The sequence below is a fragment of the Klebsiella sp. genome (genome assembly GCF_027492335.1).
Classification (GTDB): domain Bacteria; phylum Pseudomonadota; class Gammaproteobacteria; order Enterobacterales; family Enterobacteriaceae; genus Klebsiella; species Klebsiella huaxiensis.
In genome coordinates this window covers 23,441-39,061 of the sequence record NZ_JAPUEW010000079.1, presented here as the reverse complement: position 1 = coordinate 39,061, position 15,621 = coordinate 23,441, and the positions used below count along the sequence as shown (strand labels likewise).

Genomic DNA, 15,621 nt, shown 5'->3' with positions numbered 1-15,621 from the left:
TATTCAAAAAAATGAATATTTAAAAAAGGAATAAAAGCAGAGGCAACTAAATGTTTATTAAAGCATTACAACGGCAGAACCCGGCGCTGATTGCGGCGGCGCTTCGCTTCTGGCAGCAAGGGCGTATCGCCCCGGATAGCTGGGTTATTGATGTCGATCAGGTGCTGGAAAATGGCAAGCTGCTGCTGAAGACCGCGCAGCAATATGGAATCAGCCTGTACTTGATGACCAAGCAGATTGGTCGAAATCCGTGGCTGGCAGAAAAGCTGTTGGCGCTGGGGTATCAGGGCATTGTTGTTGTGGATTACAAAGAGAGTCGGGTGATGCGCCGTGCCGGTTTGCCTGTTTCCCATCAGGGCCATCTGGTGCAGATTCCTTCCGCGCAGGTGGCGGGAGCGGTGGAGCAGGGCACCGAAGTGATCACCCTGTTCTCTCTGGAGAAAGCGCGTGAAGTCTCGGCGGCAGCGGAAGCAAGCGGTCGGACGCAGGCGGTCATGCTTAAGGTTTATGGCGAGAGCGATTTCCTCTATCCGGGACAGGAGAGCGGATTCGCGTTGGCTGAACTGGACAACGTGGTGGCTCATCTTCAAAGCCTGCCGGGCATTGAACTGACCGGGCTCACCCACTTCCCTTGCCTGCTGTGGGATGACGAACAGGAAAAAATTCTGCCCACGCCGAATTTGCGCTCTCTGCTCGCCGCGAGAGACAAGCTCGAAAGTCTCGGCGTGACGGTTCAGCAACTGAATGCGCCTTCGGCAACCAGTTGCAGTTCTCTGCCGCTACTGGCGGAGTTTGGCGTCACCCACGCTGAGCCGGGGCATGCGCTGACCGGTACCATCCCCGCCAACCAGCAGGGAGATCAACCGGAGCGTGTTGCCATGCTGTGGCTGAGTGAAATTTCCCACCATTTTGCTGGGCAAAGCTATTGCTACGGCGGCGGCTATTATCGGCGTGGTCATGCTAAGCATGCGCTGGTATTCACTCCGGCCAGCGAAAACGCCCAACTGACGCAGCTTAACGCGGTAGATGACAGCAGCATTGATTACTACCTGCCGCTGGAAGGTGAGTTCCCGATCGGCAGCGCAGCAATCTTCTGTTTCCGCACACAGATTTTCGTTACCCGTAGCGACGTGGTGTTGGTTGCGGGTATGCAAAGCGGTAACCCTGAAATCGTTGCTCGCTACGACAGCCTTGGCAACGTACTGGAGGACTAATGGCGCGATTTGTGGTGTTGGTGATAGACAGCTTTGGCGTCGGCGCAATGGCCGATGTTCCCGAAGTGAGGCCGCAGGATATCGGTGCGAATACCTGTGGACATATCTTGCAGCGTTTTCCCGCGCTGCGTCTGCCGACGCTGGAAAAACTGGGCCTGATAAACGCCCTCGGTTTTGCCCCAGGTGTGATGCAGCCTTCTGAAGATGCCGTATGGGGAACCGCAGAACTTGAGCATGAGGGTGGCGATACCTTTATGGGACATCAGGAGATTTTAGGGACTAAACCCCGGACTCCACTACGGATGCCGTTTAATGATGTCATCGATAAAGTTGAAGCCGCGCTGCTTGCCGCCGGACATCAAACAGAGCGCCACGGCAAAGGTCCGTTTTGGCTATTGGTGGACGGTGCGGTGGCGGTTGGCGATAACCTCGAAGCCGATTTGGGGCAGGTTTACAACATTACCGGCAACCTGAGTGAAAAAAGCTTTGCTGAGGTGAAGGCCATCGGCCGGACGGTACGTGAACAGGCCTCAGTGGGACGCGTTATTGCCTTTGGCGGTATCACCAGTACGCAGAACATCTTTGATGCTGTGGAAGAAAAAGAGGGCGGCTATATCGGCATCAACGCGCCGCGCTCGGGAGCCTATAAGCAGGGATTTCAGGTTGTGCATATGGGCTACGGCGTCGATGAACAGGTGCAGGTTCCTGCCCAGCTGTTTGCGGTTGACGTACCGACGGTACTCGTTGGCAAGGTCGCTGATATCGTTAGCAATCCCCATGGCATCAGCTGGGAAAATCTGGTCGATAGCCAGCAGATTATGGAGATCACCCGGGCGGAGTTTAACCGCCGGGAGACGGCATTTATCTGCACCAATATCCAGGAAACCGATCTGGCGGGTCATGCTGAAGATGTGAAGCGCTATGTCGACAGGCTGGAACTGGTCGATGAGCAGCTAGCCCTGCTGATGGCGGATATGCGCCCGGATGATTGCCTGGTGGTGATGGCCGACCACGGTAACGATCCGACGATAGGCCATAGCAAACATACGCGTGAGAAGGTACCTCTGCTGGTGTGGTCACCAGGACAATCCTCTGCGCAGCTCGGGACCCGGCGCACCTTGTCGGATGTCGGGGCCACCGTTTGCGACTTTTTCGGTGCACATGCCCCGGAGAATGGACACTCTTTCCTTTCGCTTTTACTGCCCGCAAGGAATACACAATGATGATTGATAGCTCTGGTTATACCTATGCACATGAGCATTTGCACATCGATTTGTCCGGCTTTAAAGGCAACATCGATTGCCGCTTGGATCAATACGAACTGATTCGTAACGAGATGCGCGATTTAATGCACCTCGGCGTGCGCAATATTGTTGAGATGACCAATCGCTACATGGGGCGCAACCCGTCCTTTATGTTGGATCTGATGCGCGATACCGGCATCAACGTGATTGCCTGCACCGGCTATTATCAGCACGCTTTCTTTCCTGAGCACGTTGCTACCCGTTCAGCACAGGAACTGGCGCAGGAGATGATCGATGAGATCGAAATTGGTATTGACGGTACGCTGCTCAAAGCCGGGATTATTGCCGAAATCGGCTCCAGTGAAGGGGTCATTACCGATCTGGAGGCCAAAGTGTTTAGCGCCGCGGCGCTGGCGCATAACGCGACCGGACGACCTATCTCAACGCACACCTCGTTCAGCACCATGGGGCTGGAACAGCTTGCACTGCTGAAACAGCACGGCGTCGATCTCTCCCGCGTGGTTATTGGCCATTGCGACCTGAAAGATAACCTTGATGATATTTTGCGCATGATCGATCTCGGTGCTTACGTTCAGTTCGACACAATTGGCAAAAACAATTATTACCCCGACGCAAAACGCATCGCTATGCTGCTCGCCCTGCGTGAAAGGGGGCGTTTGGATCACGTCATGCTGTCGATGGATATCACCCGCCGTTCCCACTTAAAGGCCAATGGTGGCAACGGTTACGACTATCTGTTGACTACCTTTGTCCCTCAGCTTTACCAGGCCGGTTTCAGCCAGGCCGATGTGGATCTGATGTTACGTACTAACCCTACTCAATTTTTCCTGTAAGGACATAGAGATGAAAAAGATTGGTGTTGCTGGCTTACAGCGCGAGCTGATTAAAAAAACGATTGAAAATACGGCGCCGGGGTGTTTCGAGGTGTTCATCTACAACGACATGGAAGCGGCTATGAAGGTGAAAAACGGCCAGCTGGATTACTACATTGGCGCGTGTAACACCGGTGCTGGCGCGGCACTTTCCATTGCGATCGCCATTATCGGGTTCAACAAAAGTTGCACTATTGCTAAGCCGGGCATTAAGGCGAAAGAGGATCAGATTGCAAAAATGGTGGCGGAAGGAAGAGTCGCGTTTGGCCTTTCTGTTGAACATATTGAGCATGCGATCCCGTTACTGATCAACCATTTAAAATAAAAAGGCACTGTTATGGCGCTTTATATTCAACTCATTGTGGTGGCTTGTCTGACGGGGATGACGTCGTTACTGGCGCACCGGTCAGCTGCGGTTTTTCATGATGGTATTCGCCCGATCCTTCCGCAGTTGATTGAAGGCAACATGCATCGTCGGGAAGCGGGAAGTATCGCATTTGGTTTAAGTATTGGCTTTGTCGCCTCGGTTGGGATCTCGTTCACGTTGAAAACCGGGCTGCTGAATGCCTGGCTGCTGTTTCTGCCTACGGACATCCTTGGTGTACTGGCAGCGAATAGTCTTTTGGCTTTCGGCCTGGGGGCGGTTTGGGGGATTCTGATCCTTACCTGCCTGCTGCCGGTTAATCATCTGCTGACGGCGCTACCGGTTGATGTATTGGGGTCGCTGGGCGAATTGAGTTCGCCGGTAGTATCCGCTTTTGCACTGTTCCCATTGGTGGCCATTTTCTACCAGTTCGGTTGGAAAAGCAGCCTGCTGGCGGCTGTTGTTGTTCTGATTACGCGCGTACTGATCGTCCGCTACTTCCCGCATCTCAACCCTGAGTCGATTGAGATTTTCGTTGGTATGGTGATGCTGTTGGGGATTGCGATTACTCAGGATCTGCGTAATCGCGGCAGCGAGGATCACGACGCCAGCGGGATGTCGGTGTTTGAAGAGCGCACGTCGCGGATTATCAAAAACCTGCCGTATATCGCTATTGTGGGCGCACTGATCGCGGCGGTCGCCAGCATGAAAATTTTTGCCGGTAGCGAAGTGTCCATCTTTACTCTGGAAAAAGCGTATTCGGCGGGCGTGACGCCGGAGCAGTCGCAAACGCTGATTCATCAGGCGGCGCTGGCAGAGTTTATGCGTGGTTTGGGCTTCGTACCGATGATCGCCACCACCGCGCTGGCTACCGGGGTTTATGCGGTAGCCGGTTTTACCTTCGTCTATGCGGTAGGCTATCTGGCGCCGAATCCGTGGATTGCTGCGCTGCTGGGAGCGATTGTGATTTCAGCTGAAGTTCTGCTGCTGCGTTCCATTGGTAAATGGCTGGGTCGTTTCCCCTCCGTGCGCAATGCGTCAGATAACATCCGTAATGCGATGAATATGCTGATGGAGATGGCGCTGCTGGTCGGTTCTATTTTTGCCGCTATCAAAATGGCGGGCTATACCGGCTTCACCATCACCGCTGCGCTCTATTTCCTCAATGAATCGCTGGGTCGTCCGGTGCAGAAGATGGCCGCGCCGGTTGTGGCGGTGATGATTACCGGTATTGTGCTCAATATTCTGTTCTGGCTCGGATTATTTATTCCGGCATAACGCGGGGAGTGAGTGAATGAAGACCTTTCCGCTGGAAAGTCTGTCGCTGGTTGAAGCCCAACATAAGCAGTTCGCGCTAGTGGATGCTATCTGTTGCCATTTTCCTGGGGCCGATTTCCTGCGCGGCGGTGACTTTGGTCTGGCGTCGGGGCTGAATCAGCCCCGCGTCACGCAGCGCGTCGAAGCAGTGCTGGCTGATGCGTTCCATGCCGAGGCCGCCGTGTTGGTGCAGGGAGCAGGGACCGGGGCGATTCGTGCGGCGATAGCGGCATTAGTGAAGCCCGGCGGTACGCTGTTAATCCATGATGCGCCGGTCTATCCGACGACCTCGGTGATTATTGAGCAGATGGGACTAAAGCCAATTCGCGTGGACTTTAACGATCTGGCGGCGCTCTCAGAGACGGTGGCTCAGCATCGACCCGATGCGGCGCTGGTGCAGCATACGCGCCAGCGCCCTGAAGATAGCTATCAGTTGGCAGAGGTGCTCTCTGTGCTTAATGAGCAGCATGTTCCGACGCTGACCGACGATAACTACGCGGTGATGAAGGTGGCGAATATCGGCTGCGAATGCGGTGCGACGCTGGCGACATTTTCCTGCTTTAAGCTGTTTGGTCCGGAAGGCGTTGGTGCGGTAGTGGGTCGTGCTGACGCCGTTGCCCGCATTCGCGCCAGCATGTATTCCGGCGGCAGCCAGATTCAGGGGGCGCAGGCGCTGGAAGTACTGCGAGGGCTGGTGTTCGCTCCAGTGATGCACGCAGTGCAGGCGGGGGTGACGGAGCGGCTTCTGCTGCAGTTGAATCAGGGTGCGATTCCGCAGGTTAAACAGGCGATTATCGCCAACGCGCAGTCCCGGGTCCTGCTGGTTGAGTTTCATCAGCCGATTGCGGAGCAGGTATTGGCTAATGCGCAGCGGCTTGGCGCGCTGCCGTATCCGGTCGGTGCGGAATCAAAATATGAGATCCCGCCGCTTTTTTACCGCCTTTCAGGCACGTTTCGCGAGGCGAACCCCGGCATCGAGCGCTATGCAATTCGTATTAACCCGAATCGCAGCGGAGAAGAAACGGTGTTGAGGATATTGCAGGAAAGCTGTGAGGGCGTGAAGTAACTCGCATCCCGGCGAAATGACTCGCCGGGATCGAAGTCATTAATGGTTGGAGAACCAGTTTAGCTTATCGCGCAGACCGACTACGCGACCCACAATAATCAGTGCCGGGCTGGCCATCTGCTGAGCCAGCAAATCCAATTGCTCTAACGTGCCGGTAACGACCTTCTGGGTTACCGCCGTGCCGTTCTCAACGATAGCCGCAGGCATATCCGCCGCCATACCGTGAGCAATCAATTTTTCCCTGATGGCAGGAGCCTGATTCAGGCCCATATAAAACACCAGGGTTTGTTTTTCTACCGCCAGATTTTCCCAGTCCAGTTCGCCGCCGGTCTTAAGGTGACCGGTGACCAGACGCACGCCCTGGGCAAAATCGCGATGGGTTAGCGGGATACCGGAATAGGCGGAACAGCCAGAGGCTGCGGTGATACCTGGGACGACTGAGAAAGGAATGCCGGCGCTGCACAAAGTTTCCAGTTCTTCACCGCCGCGGCCAAAGATAAACGGATCGCCGCCTTTCAGGCGAACGACGCGTTTTCCGCCCTGGGCTTCGCGCAATAGAATCTGATTAATCTCTTCCTGCGGTACGCAATGGTAGCCCGAGCGTTTGCCGACGAAGACCCGATCGGCGTCGCGGCGCACCAGGTTCATTATATCGTCGGAAACCAGACGATCATAAACTACTACATCGGCCTGCTGGATCTGCTGTAATCCTTTGAGGGTTAGCAGCCCCGCATCGCCAGGGCCCGCGCCAACCAGCACTACTTCACCGCGATGATCCAGCGGCTCGGTCAGTAGCTGTTCCGTGGTATCTGCAACCGCCTGACGGTCTTCATTCGCCAGCGATTGCGCCAGCCTGTCGCTAACGAACAGCTTCTCCCAGAAACGGCGACGCTCGCTCACGGTCGCAAACTGTTTCTTCACTCGTGAACGTAATTGCCCGGCGTACTGAGCCAACTGACCTAAATGAAGCGGCAGAACTGACTCCAGTTTTTCACGTAGCAGACGCGCCAGCACCGGTGAGGTGCCGCCTGAAGAGACGGCAACCATCAATGGTGAGCGGTCGATAATCGACGGCATAATAAAGCTGGCCTGCTGAGGTGCGTCGACCACGTTGCAAAATATTCGCCTTGCTTCTGATGATTCACTGACCTGCTGATTCACCTGTTCGTTGTCAGTAGCAGCAATCGCCAACCAACAGTTATCCAGCAGAGCAGGGTTAAACTCGCCTTTTACCAGGGTGAGCATGTTCGAATCGGCCCACACCTGGAACTGGGGCACAAAATCCAGCGCGTTGACCGTTAATCTGGCTCCCGCGTCGAGTAACAGGCGAGCTTTACGTTCGGCAACATCACCGCCGCCGACTAACAAACAGTCGCGATCGCGTAATTGGCAAAATATAGGCAAATGGTCCACGACATTACCTCTTAATTATTGGCAGCAGCCTCTGATTGTTTAATTTTTTCCGGAGCGGGGCGCTCCGATTTCGGCGTAGCATACCAATAACCCAATCCCATAAATACGACACCGGACAAAGTATTGCCGAGTGTTACCCATAACAGATTGTGGCCAATTCCCGCAAGGGTATAGGCATCGCTGTGATGGCCGAACCATGAGAGGGCGAATAGCGTCATGTTGGCGATGGAGTGCTCATAGCCGGAAGCGATAAACGCCAGCAGACACCACCAGATGGCGATAAATTTTGCTGAGCCTTCAGTACGGATCGCCATCCAGATTGCCAGGCACACCAGCCAGTTACATAGCGCGCCTTTGAAAAACAGCGCCATCGCAGATTGGCTGGTTTTGGCCAGCGCGACGGTATGGACGAGGCTGGTATCGACCGGTAGCAGACTACCGCTACCCCAGCTATACAGCAGCGCCACGAAAATAGAACCGAGCAGGTTGCCCATCCAGGTTTGCGGCAAAATCGCCCACATCTGCCCCTGGCTGATGGTGCCCGCTTTAACACCCAAAGTCAGGAACATAGTGTGGCCGGTAAACAGTTCAGAACCGGCGATAATCACCAGGGTTAAGGCGATACCAAAAGTGGCGCCCATCACCAGAGGGCGAACGGAAGGGTCGAGCAGATTGCCGAGAGTGAAAATAAGAATAATGCCAAGGCCGACATAAGCGCCTGCCATCATGGAGCTGACCCAGAAGCTCAGCGGATTGTTTGCCGAGAGGCGTGCGATGCGCGCAGCGTTAGCCGCGCACTTGTTTATTGTGTCCGTAAACATAGGTTTCCTTGAGATATAAAGATAAAAAAATTCAAAAAAAGGGAGGCGTTGCGCCTCCCGTTAATCTATTAACCGCGTAGCTGCACGACGCCGTCTTTCACTCGGGCTTCATAGTGCGCCACCGAATGGCTTTCATCTTCCAGACACAGGCCATCACGCAGGCGGAAACGCTGCTTTTTCAGCGGGCTGGCAACCCACAGCTCGCCCTGATGCTCGGCAATCAGTCCACGGGACAGGACACTGGACTCAAAGAACGGGTCGATGTTGCTGATCGCAAAAACCTGGTCACCGTGATAAGGGCGGAAAATTGCCACTTGTTTATCACCTAACAGCGCGCAGACGCCGGTTTCCGGCACAATGTCATCGAGTTTGCAGATATTTTTCCACTGGCTCATGCGTTTTCCTCCACCAGAGTTACCGGGATGCGTTCGTACGGCGTAGCCGGGCGATGCTGTTCACGTTCAGGAACCACCTGGACGTTCGGATCGCGCTTGTCGCTGTTGATGAAGTGCTTGAAGCGAACCTGGGCGGCTGGTGTGTTGACGGTTTCCGTCCACTCGCATATCACCGCTTCACGCAGGCGGGCCATCTCTTCTTCCAAATGCTCGTTCAGGCCCAGCTTGTCGTCGATGATGACCGATTTCAGGTATTCAATGCCGCCTTCCATGTTATCTAACCACGGCGCGGTACGGGTCAGTTTATCGGCCGTACGGATGTAGAACATCATGAAGCGGTCGAGGTATTTCATCAGCGTTTCACGGTCCAGATCCGCTGCCAGCAGATCTGCATGGCGCGGTTTCATCCCGCCATTACCGCAGACGTACAGGTTCCAGCCTTTTTCTGTCGCGATGATGCCGACGTCTTTACCCTGGGCTTCCGCACATTCACGGGTACATCCGGAAACGCCAAACTTCATTTTGTGCGGGGTGCGGATGCCTTTATAGAGGTTTTCCAGCTCGACGCCGAAGCCGACGCTATCGCCCACGCCGTAGCGGCACCAGGTGCTGCCCACGCAGGTTTTCGCCATACGCAGCGCTTTGGCATACGCGTGACCCGTTTCGAAGCCTGCGTCGATCAGTTGACGCCAGATCTCTGGTAGATCGTCTTTTTGCGCGCCGAACAGGCCAATACGTTGAGAACCGGTGATCTTGGTGTACAGATTAAATTCACGGGCGATACGACCGACGGCCACCAGGCCTTCCGGCGTGATTTCGCCACCGGCAGAGCGAGGGATAACAGAGTAGGTACCGTCTTTCTGGATATTAGCCAGGAAGTTGTCGTTGGTATCCTGCAGCGGGGTATGCTGCGGTTTGAGAATATATTCGTTCCAGCAGGAGGCCAGCAGGGAGCCAACGGTTGGCTTACACACTTCGCAGCCGTAGCCTTTGCCGTGTTTCGCCAACAGCTCTTCAAAAGTTTTGATGCCTTCCACGCGGATGAGGTGGAACAGTTCCTGGCGAGAGTACGCGAAGTGCTCGCACAGGTTGTTGTTCACTTCGATGCCTTGTTTCGCCAGCTCGGCGTTGAGCACCTGGGTTACCAGCGGAATACAGCCGCCGCAGCCGGTACCGGCTTTGGTTTCCGCTTTCAGCGCCGCCACAGTGTGGCAGCCTTTGTTGATGGCAGCGACCAGCATGCCTTTAGTGACGTCGAAGCAGGAGCAGATCTGCGCGCTGTCCGGCAGTTTATCCACGCCGATGGACGGCTTACCGCTGCCCGCGTGGGCTGGCAGGATCAGTGAGTCCGGGTTTTCCGGCAGCTCGATGGCGTTCAGCACCAGCTGAAGCAGATTGCCGTAGTCGCTGGTATCGCCCACCAGTACCGCACCGAGCAGCGTTTTGTTATCTGGGCTGACGATCAGACGTTTGTAGACTTCTTTGCTTTCGTCAAGATAAACGTAGCTACGTGCACCCGGCGTGCGACCATGGGCATCGCCGATACCACCAACGTCAACGCCCAGCAGCTTCAGCTTGGCGCTCAGGTCCGCACCTTCAAAGGCGTTTTCCGTTTCGAGGATATGATCAGCGGTCACCTGTGCCATTTTATAGCCTGGAGCAACCAGACCATAAACGCGATTGTTCCAGCTGGCACATTCGCCGATAGCGTAGATATCCGGATCGGACGTCTGGCAACGGTCGTTAATTACGATACCGCCGCGCTGGGCGACTTCCAGACCGCATTGGGTGGCTAGCTTGTCGCGCGGGCGAATACCGGTTGAGAAAACGATAAAATCGACTTCCAGTTCGCTACCGTCAGCAAAACGCATGGTTTTACGCGCTTCGGTGCCTTTCTGGACGATCTCTTTGGTGTTTTTGCTGGTGTGCACGCGCACGCCCATGCTTTCAATTTTGCGGCGTAACTGCTCGCCGCCCATCTGATCGAGCTGTTCAGCCATCAGCATCGGGGCAAATTCAATCACGTGGGTTTCAACGCCGAGGTTTTTCAACGCACCCGCAGCTTCCAAACCCAACAGGCCGCCGCCGACTACCGCGCCGCGTTTGCTACGACGGGCACAGGACTCAATGGCGTTGAGATCTTCAATAGTGCGATAGACAAAACAGTCCTGGGTTTCGGAACCTTTAATCGGTGGGATCCACGGATAGGAGCCGGTCGCCATGATCAGCTTGTCATAGAATACGGTACGGCCCGCGCTGGAGTGGATAACCTTCTCCTGGCGGTTGATGGTGATGGCGCGTTCGCCAATCAGCACCTTAACGCCGTGCTTCTCGTAAAAACCTTCTCGTACCAAAGAGAGCTCTTCAGCGGTATGGTGGGAGAAGTAGGAGGAGAGGTGTACGCGGTCGTAGGCGATACGGGGTTCTTCACAGAAGACGGTAATATCAAAATTGGCAGCGTCGGATTTATCAAGAAGATCCTCAATAAAGCGATGGCCGACCATACCATTACCAATAATAGCGAGTCTGACTTTGCTCATATTTGCCTCGATTTCTTTTATATTACCGCCTACCTTAACGATTCAGCCAAGACACTTATTGATGCAAATCAATTACACCTTTACCTACTACTTAAGTGGTATATTTTTGATTTGTCAGCATTTTTATAAGTATTGGAAAACACTAACTTTTCCTTTTTGCTTTTTTTGTGTACAAAATCAGCAGAAGAAATCGGCACAAGGTTGAGTGAATCTTTAGCAATGTTTAACGAGGGTCATTGGTATGACAGCAGCGTCGCTTTGGTTGATTGAGAACGTTCGCCTGCCCGATCGCGAAGGTCTTTGGCAGATAGCGATAGACAAGGGGCGCTTCGGGGATATAACCCCAATGGGCGAGGCGCGCAATGAGAGTTATGAGGTGCTGAATGCGCGCGGCGGATTGGCTATTCCCCCTTTTATTGAACCGCATATCCACCTCGATACCACCCAAACCGCCGGGGAGCCTAACTGGAATCAGTCCGGGACTCTGTTTGAAGGCATTGAGCGCTGGGCGGAGCGTAAGGCTTTACTGAGCCATGAAGATGTTAAAGCTCGCGCATGGAAGACGCTGAAATGGCAAATTGCTAACGGCATCCAGTTTGTGCGTACCCACGTCGATGTTTCTGACCCCACGCTCACCGCACTTAAAGCGATGCTGGAGGTGAAAAAGGAGGTTGCGCCATGGGTAGATTTGCAGATTGTTGCCTTCCCACAAGAGGGGATTCTCTCCTACCCCAATGGAGAGGCTCTGCTGGAAGAGGCGCTGCGTCTGGGGGCTGATGTCGTGGGCGCGATTCCTCATTTTGAATTCACGCGTGAATATGGTGTGGAATCTCTGCATATCGCTTTCCGCCTGGCGAAAAAATACCAACGCCCCCTGGATATCCACTGCGATGAAATCGACGATGAACAGTCAAGATTCGTTGAAACCGTGGCGGCCCTGGCGTTAAAAGAGGGGATTGGGCCGCAGGTGACCGCCAGCCATACCACCGCTATGCACTCCTACAACGGCGCTTACACATCACGACTTTTCCGTTTACTCAAGCTGTCCGGCATTAACTTCGTCGCTAATCCGTTGGTTAATATCCACCTCCAGGGACGTTTTGATGACTATCCGAAGCGCCGTGGTATTACCCGCGTGAAGGAGTTGATGGCGGCGGGAATTAACGTCTGTTTTGGTCATGATGATGTGTTTGACCCGTGGTATCCGCTGGGTACCGGCAACATGCTGCAGGTGCTGCATATGGGGCTGCACGTTTGCCAGATGATGGGATATCAGCAAATTAACGATGGGCTGAAACTGGTGACGGAAAACAGCGCACGCACGTTTGGCCTGAGCGATTACGGTATTGTGCCCGGAAATCCGGCGAATCTGGTGATTCTGCCTGCGGAGAATGGTTTTGAAGCCGTGCGCTGCCAGGTGCCAGTTCGTTGGTCAATTCGTCAGGGGAGAGTCATCGCCACGACGCAATTAGCGCAGACCTGGGTGCAGACGGACAAGGGAGGGGAAGAGCTATTCTTTACCAAAAACAGCCCCTTTGTCGGAACAAAGGGGTCTGAGGCTTAGTGAGATTACGCTGCTGCGTTGTTCTGGCGGTGGCGGGAAACAAAGCCGAGGATCACGCACATCACAAATACTATGGCATAGAGGCCGTTAGCAGTATGCAACGCTGCCAGCGGGCCGCTGGCGGCAACGATTGGACCGGTAACCACAAAGGTCAACATGGTGCCGACGGTACCGCAGGTGAGAATGAAGTTCACCAGCTTTGGCGATGATACTCTGGTCTGCTGCGAGCCTAGCGTAATAATGGAGGTGTAGATTGCGCTTGAGAAGAAGCCGAGGGTCAGGATAAACCACGGCATATGCTCCGGCGAACCGTTAATAAACAGATACATCAGGACCGTCGCCGCGCCTGCCAGCACGGTAAGAATACGTTGCAGGTCAAAGAAGCGCAGGATAAAGCTGAATGACCACATGCCAATCATGTACGACATCCAGAAATCACTCACCAGTTTGCCCCCATCACCCAGGCTCATGCCCAGACTTTTGGCGTATTCCGGCACCCAGGAGATAAAGCCCAACTGGCCGAGGATGTAACAGAGTGCGGCAATGGAGAGAAACAGCACGCCGATACCCCATTTCTCTTTTGCTACCGGCTGGCTGTCCAGCGGCGCTTTTTTACCTAGTACCGGGAATTCACAGCCGAAAGTCAGTACGAAAATAGCCACATAAACCAGACCGATGCAGGCGTACACCCAGTACCACTCGATGCTTCGTGCCAGCAGGTATGCGGCAAGCATCGGGAAAATCATTCCCGCCATGCTGAAGAAGGAGTCGGTAAAAAGCAGGCGCGCGCCGCGCTGACGACCTTCATACATATGGGTGATCAGGAAGGTACCAATCGACATGGTGATCCCGCTGACCAGCCCAAGTACGAACATTGAGGCAGAGAACAGCGCCAGGCTGTGGCTAAACATCAAACCGGCGACGGCCAGCACCATCAAGATAAAGCCAAAGCGCAGTTGGGTTTTCAGCGGAACGATTTCCATCAGCCAGGCATTCAGGAAGATAGAAATCAGGATACCGGCGTTGAGGAAAGTAAAGGTGTTGCTCATACTGGAAACGGGCAGATGGAAATAATCTGCGATGTTTCCCATCACCATCCCGGTGACAATCACCAACGCGCCGGTCAGGGCGTAGGAGAAAAAGCTGATCCATGTGAGCTTGATGCGGTTGCTGTTAGTCATGACTGGCCTGTGAATAGAAATGTATAGCGCGTTGAATCTGCGCCGGGCGGACAGATTTTATTCGTTTGCGTGATGTAATTAAATGTTTATTCTGAAATGTATATCTTTTTGCATGAATAAATGTGATTGAAATCACATTTAATTATTCAGTGGATTAATGATTGCATCGTAACAAGTGTTTCAGCTAAGTAAAATTAGGTAAAAGGCTGGCCCAAGATGCAAAGGCTCTTTAGAATCAAGGCACTCGCTTTTTATTCTGCTCCGTTAAGGAATTTCCATGCTCAAATCAACTCTCGTGGCGGTGGCTGCCGTTTTCGCCTTTTCAGCATTTTCCCCAGCCATGGCGGCGAAGGGCGACCCTCATGTGTTGCTGACCACCTCTGCGGGCAATATTGAGCTTGAGCTGAATAGCCAGAAGGCACCCATTTCGGTGGATAACTTCCTGAAGTACGTCAACAGTGGTTTCTATAACAACACCACCTTTCACCGCGTGATCCCGGGCTTTATGGTGCAGGGCGGCGGCTTTAACGAGCAGATGCAGCAAAAGCAGCCTAACCCGCCGATTAAAAACGAAGCCGACAACGGTCTGCGTAATACCCGTGGAACCATCGCCATGGCGCGCACTGCCGATCAGGACAGCGCGACCAGCCAGTTCTTTATCAACATTGCGGATAACGCCTTCCTCGACCACGGCCAGCGCGATTTTGGCTATGCGGTCTTCGGCAAGGTCGTGAAAGGTATGGACGTTGCGGATAAGATTTCTCAGGTACAGACCCATAACGTTGGGCCTTATCAAAATGTTCCGTCTAAACCGATTGTTATTCTGTCGGCGAAAGTGCTGCCGTAAAATATATATCCCGCGCGGGCACCAAGCCCGCGCTGCTTTCTCCCGCCAGATAAAGTAATAAGCGAAACCCGAGAATCTGCGTAGAATACCCCGGTTTGTAACTTCCGGAGCCGCCATGATCCTGCTTATCGACAACTATGATTCTTTCACCTGGAATTTGTATCAGTACTTCTGCGAGCTGGGAGCGGAAGTCCTTGTCAGGCGTAATGATGAGTTGACGTTGGAGGAGATTATCGCGCTGGCGCCGGAGAAAATCGTTATTTCGCCGGGCCCCTGTACCCCTGATGAATCAGGGATTTCGCTGGCGGTGATTCGCCACTTTTCCGGCAAGACTCCGCTCCTGGGCGTTTGCCTCGGCCATCAGGCTATCGCGCAGGTTTTCGGCGCGACCATCGTGCGGGCTGCCAAAGTGATGCATGGCAAAACGTCCCCTGTCATTCACAATGGACAAGGGGTGTTTGCTGGGTTGAATAATCCACTCATCGTTACTCGCTACCACTCCTTATTAATCGATCCCCCAACGCTAGGGGAATGCTTTGAGATCACCGCCCGCAGCGAAGAGGGCGAGATCATGGGGATTCGCCATCGCGAGTTTGATCTCGAAGGCGTGCAGTTTCACCCGGAGAGCATTCTTAGCGAGCAGGGGCATCAACTGCTGGCAAATTTCCTCCACCGTTGATTTGTAGTTGCCATTGATTGATTTTTTATGCATATTTTGTGATTAGATTATCATAATCATTGCTGCATAACGAAGAAGGATGG

14 protein-coding genes are annotated in these 15,621 nt (G+C 53.9%); 9 read left to right on the top strand and 5 right to left on the bottom strand.

The window, feature by feature from the left end:
- Positions 1-50: 50 nt before the first annotated feature.
- From QVF11_RS23470 to QVF11_RS23445, 6 genes are read left to right on the top strand one after another with little or no spacing between them, the layout of a single operon-like run.
- On the top strand, positions 51-1,214 hold the full coding sequence (locus tag QVF11_RS23470) for a YhfX family PLP-dependent enzyme (RefSeq protein ID WP_287859625.1): 1,164 nt from the start codon (positions 51-53) through the stop codon (positions 1,212-1,214).
- Positions 1,214-2,437 carry a phosphopentomutase gene (locus QVF11_RS23465; RefSeq protein ID WP_142513315.1) on the top strand — a complete coding sequence of 408 codons (1,224 nt, stop codon included), beginning with the start codon at positions 1,214-1,216 and terminating at the stop codon, positions 2,435-2,437. The genes QVF11_RS23470 and QVF11_RS23465 overlap by 1 nt, the downstream gene beginning before the upstream one ends.
- Entirely contained in the window at positions 2,434-3,312 is an 879-nt protein-coding gene (locus QVF11_RS23460) for a phosphotriesterase-related protein (protein WP_287859622.1), read from the top strand. Before QVF11_RS23465 ends, QVF11_RS23460 begins: the two co-directional genes overlap by 4 nt.
- Before the next feature lie 10 nt (positions 3,313-3,322).
- Entirely contained in the window at positions 3,323-3,676 is a 354-nt protein-coding gene (locus tag QVF11_RS23455; RefSeq protein WP_110274970.1) for a DUF2620 domain-containing protein, read from the top strand.
- A gap of 12 nt (positions 3,677-3,688) precedes the next feature.
- On the top strand, positions 3,689-4,993 hold the full coding sequence (locus tag QVF11_RS23450; RefSeq protein WP_287859619.1) for a YhfT family protein: 1,305 nt from the start codon (positions 3,689-3,691) through the stop codon (positions 4,991-4,993).
- Between the two features lie 16 nt (positions 4,994-5,009).
- On the top strand, positions 5,010-6,098 hold the full coding sequence (locus tag QVF11_RS23445) for an aminotransferase class I/II-fold pyridoxal phosphate-dependent enzyme (protein WP_287859617.1): 1,089 nt from the start codon (positions 5,010-5,012) through the stop codon (positions 6,096-6,098).
- A 39-nt stretch (positions 6,099-6,137) separates the two neighbouring features.
- On the opposite strand, the gene cysG is transcribed toward QVF11_RS23445, so the two are convergent.
- From cysG to nirB, 4 genes are all read right to left on the bottom strand, one after another.
- Positions 6,138-7,511 (bottom strand): siroheme synthase CysG, encoded by a 1,374-nt coding sequence (gene cysG / locus QVF11_RS23440; protein ID WP_112214758.1) that lies wholly within the window; start codon positions 7,509-7,511, stop codon positions 6,138-6,140.
- 11 nt (positions 7,512-7,522) lie between these two features.
- Complete coding sequence (gene nirC / locus QVF11_RS23435) at positions 7,523-8,332, bottom strand: nitrite transporter NirC (RefSeq protein ID WP_287859614.1); 810 nt, start codon at positions 8,330-8,332, stop codon at positions 7,523-7,525.
- Positions 8,333-8,400: 68 nt separating this feature from the next.
- Entirely contained in the window at positions 8,401-8,727 is a 327-nt protein-coding gene (gene nirD / locus QVF11_RS23430; protein ID WP_112214756.1) for a nitrite reductase small subunit NirD, read from the bottom strand.
- Positions 8,724-11,267, bottom strand: a complete 2,544-nt coding sequence (gene nirB / locus QVF11_RS23425; RefSeq protein ID WP_287859611.1) for an NADPH-nitrite reductase large subunit — start codon at positions 11,265-11,267, stop codon at positions 8,724-8,726. Before nirB ends, nirD begins: the two co-directional genes overlap by 4 nt.
- Before the next feature lie 241 nt (positions 11,268-11,508).
- On the opposite strand from nirB, the gene QVF11_RS23420 reads away from it, so the two are divergent.
- A complete protein-coding gene (locus QVF11_RS23420) occupies positions 11,509-12,831 on the top strand; it encodes a cytosine deaminase (RefSeq protein ID WP_287859608.1) in 1,323 nt (440 codons plus the stop codon).
- Between the two features lie 5 nt (positions 12,832-12,836).
- Here the strand turns inward: QVF11_RS23420 and tsgA are convergent, their stop codons facing one another.
- A complete protein-coding gene (gene tsgA / locus QVF11_RS23415; protein ID WP_142513309.1) occupies positions 12,837-14,012 on the bottom strand; it encodes an MFS transporter TsgA in 1,176 nt (391 codons plus the stop codon).
- A 277-nt stretch (positions 14,013-14,289) separates the two neighbouring features.
- On the opposite strand from tsgA, the gene ppiA reads away from it, so the two are divergent.
- Positions 14,290-14,859, top strand: coding sequence for a peptidylprolyl isomerase A (ppiA, locus tag QVF11_RS23410; RefSeq protein WP_142513308.1), 570 nt, complete (start codon positions 14,290-14,292; stop codon positions 14,857-14,859).
- A 115-nt stretch (positions 14,860-14,974) separates the two neighbouring features.
- Positions 14,975-15,538: an aminodeoxychorismate synthase component 2 gene (pabA, locus tag QVF11_RS23405; protein WP_112214750.1), complete on the top strand. Its 564-nt coding sequence runs from the start codon at positions 14,975-14,977 to the stop codon at positions 15,536-15,538.
- Positions 15,539-15,621: the final 83 nt, after the last annotated feature.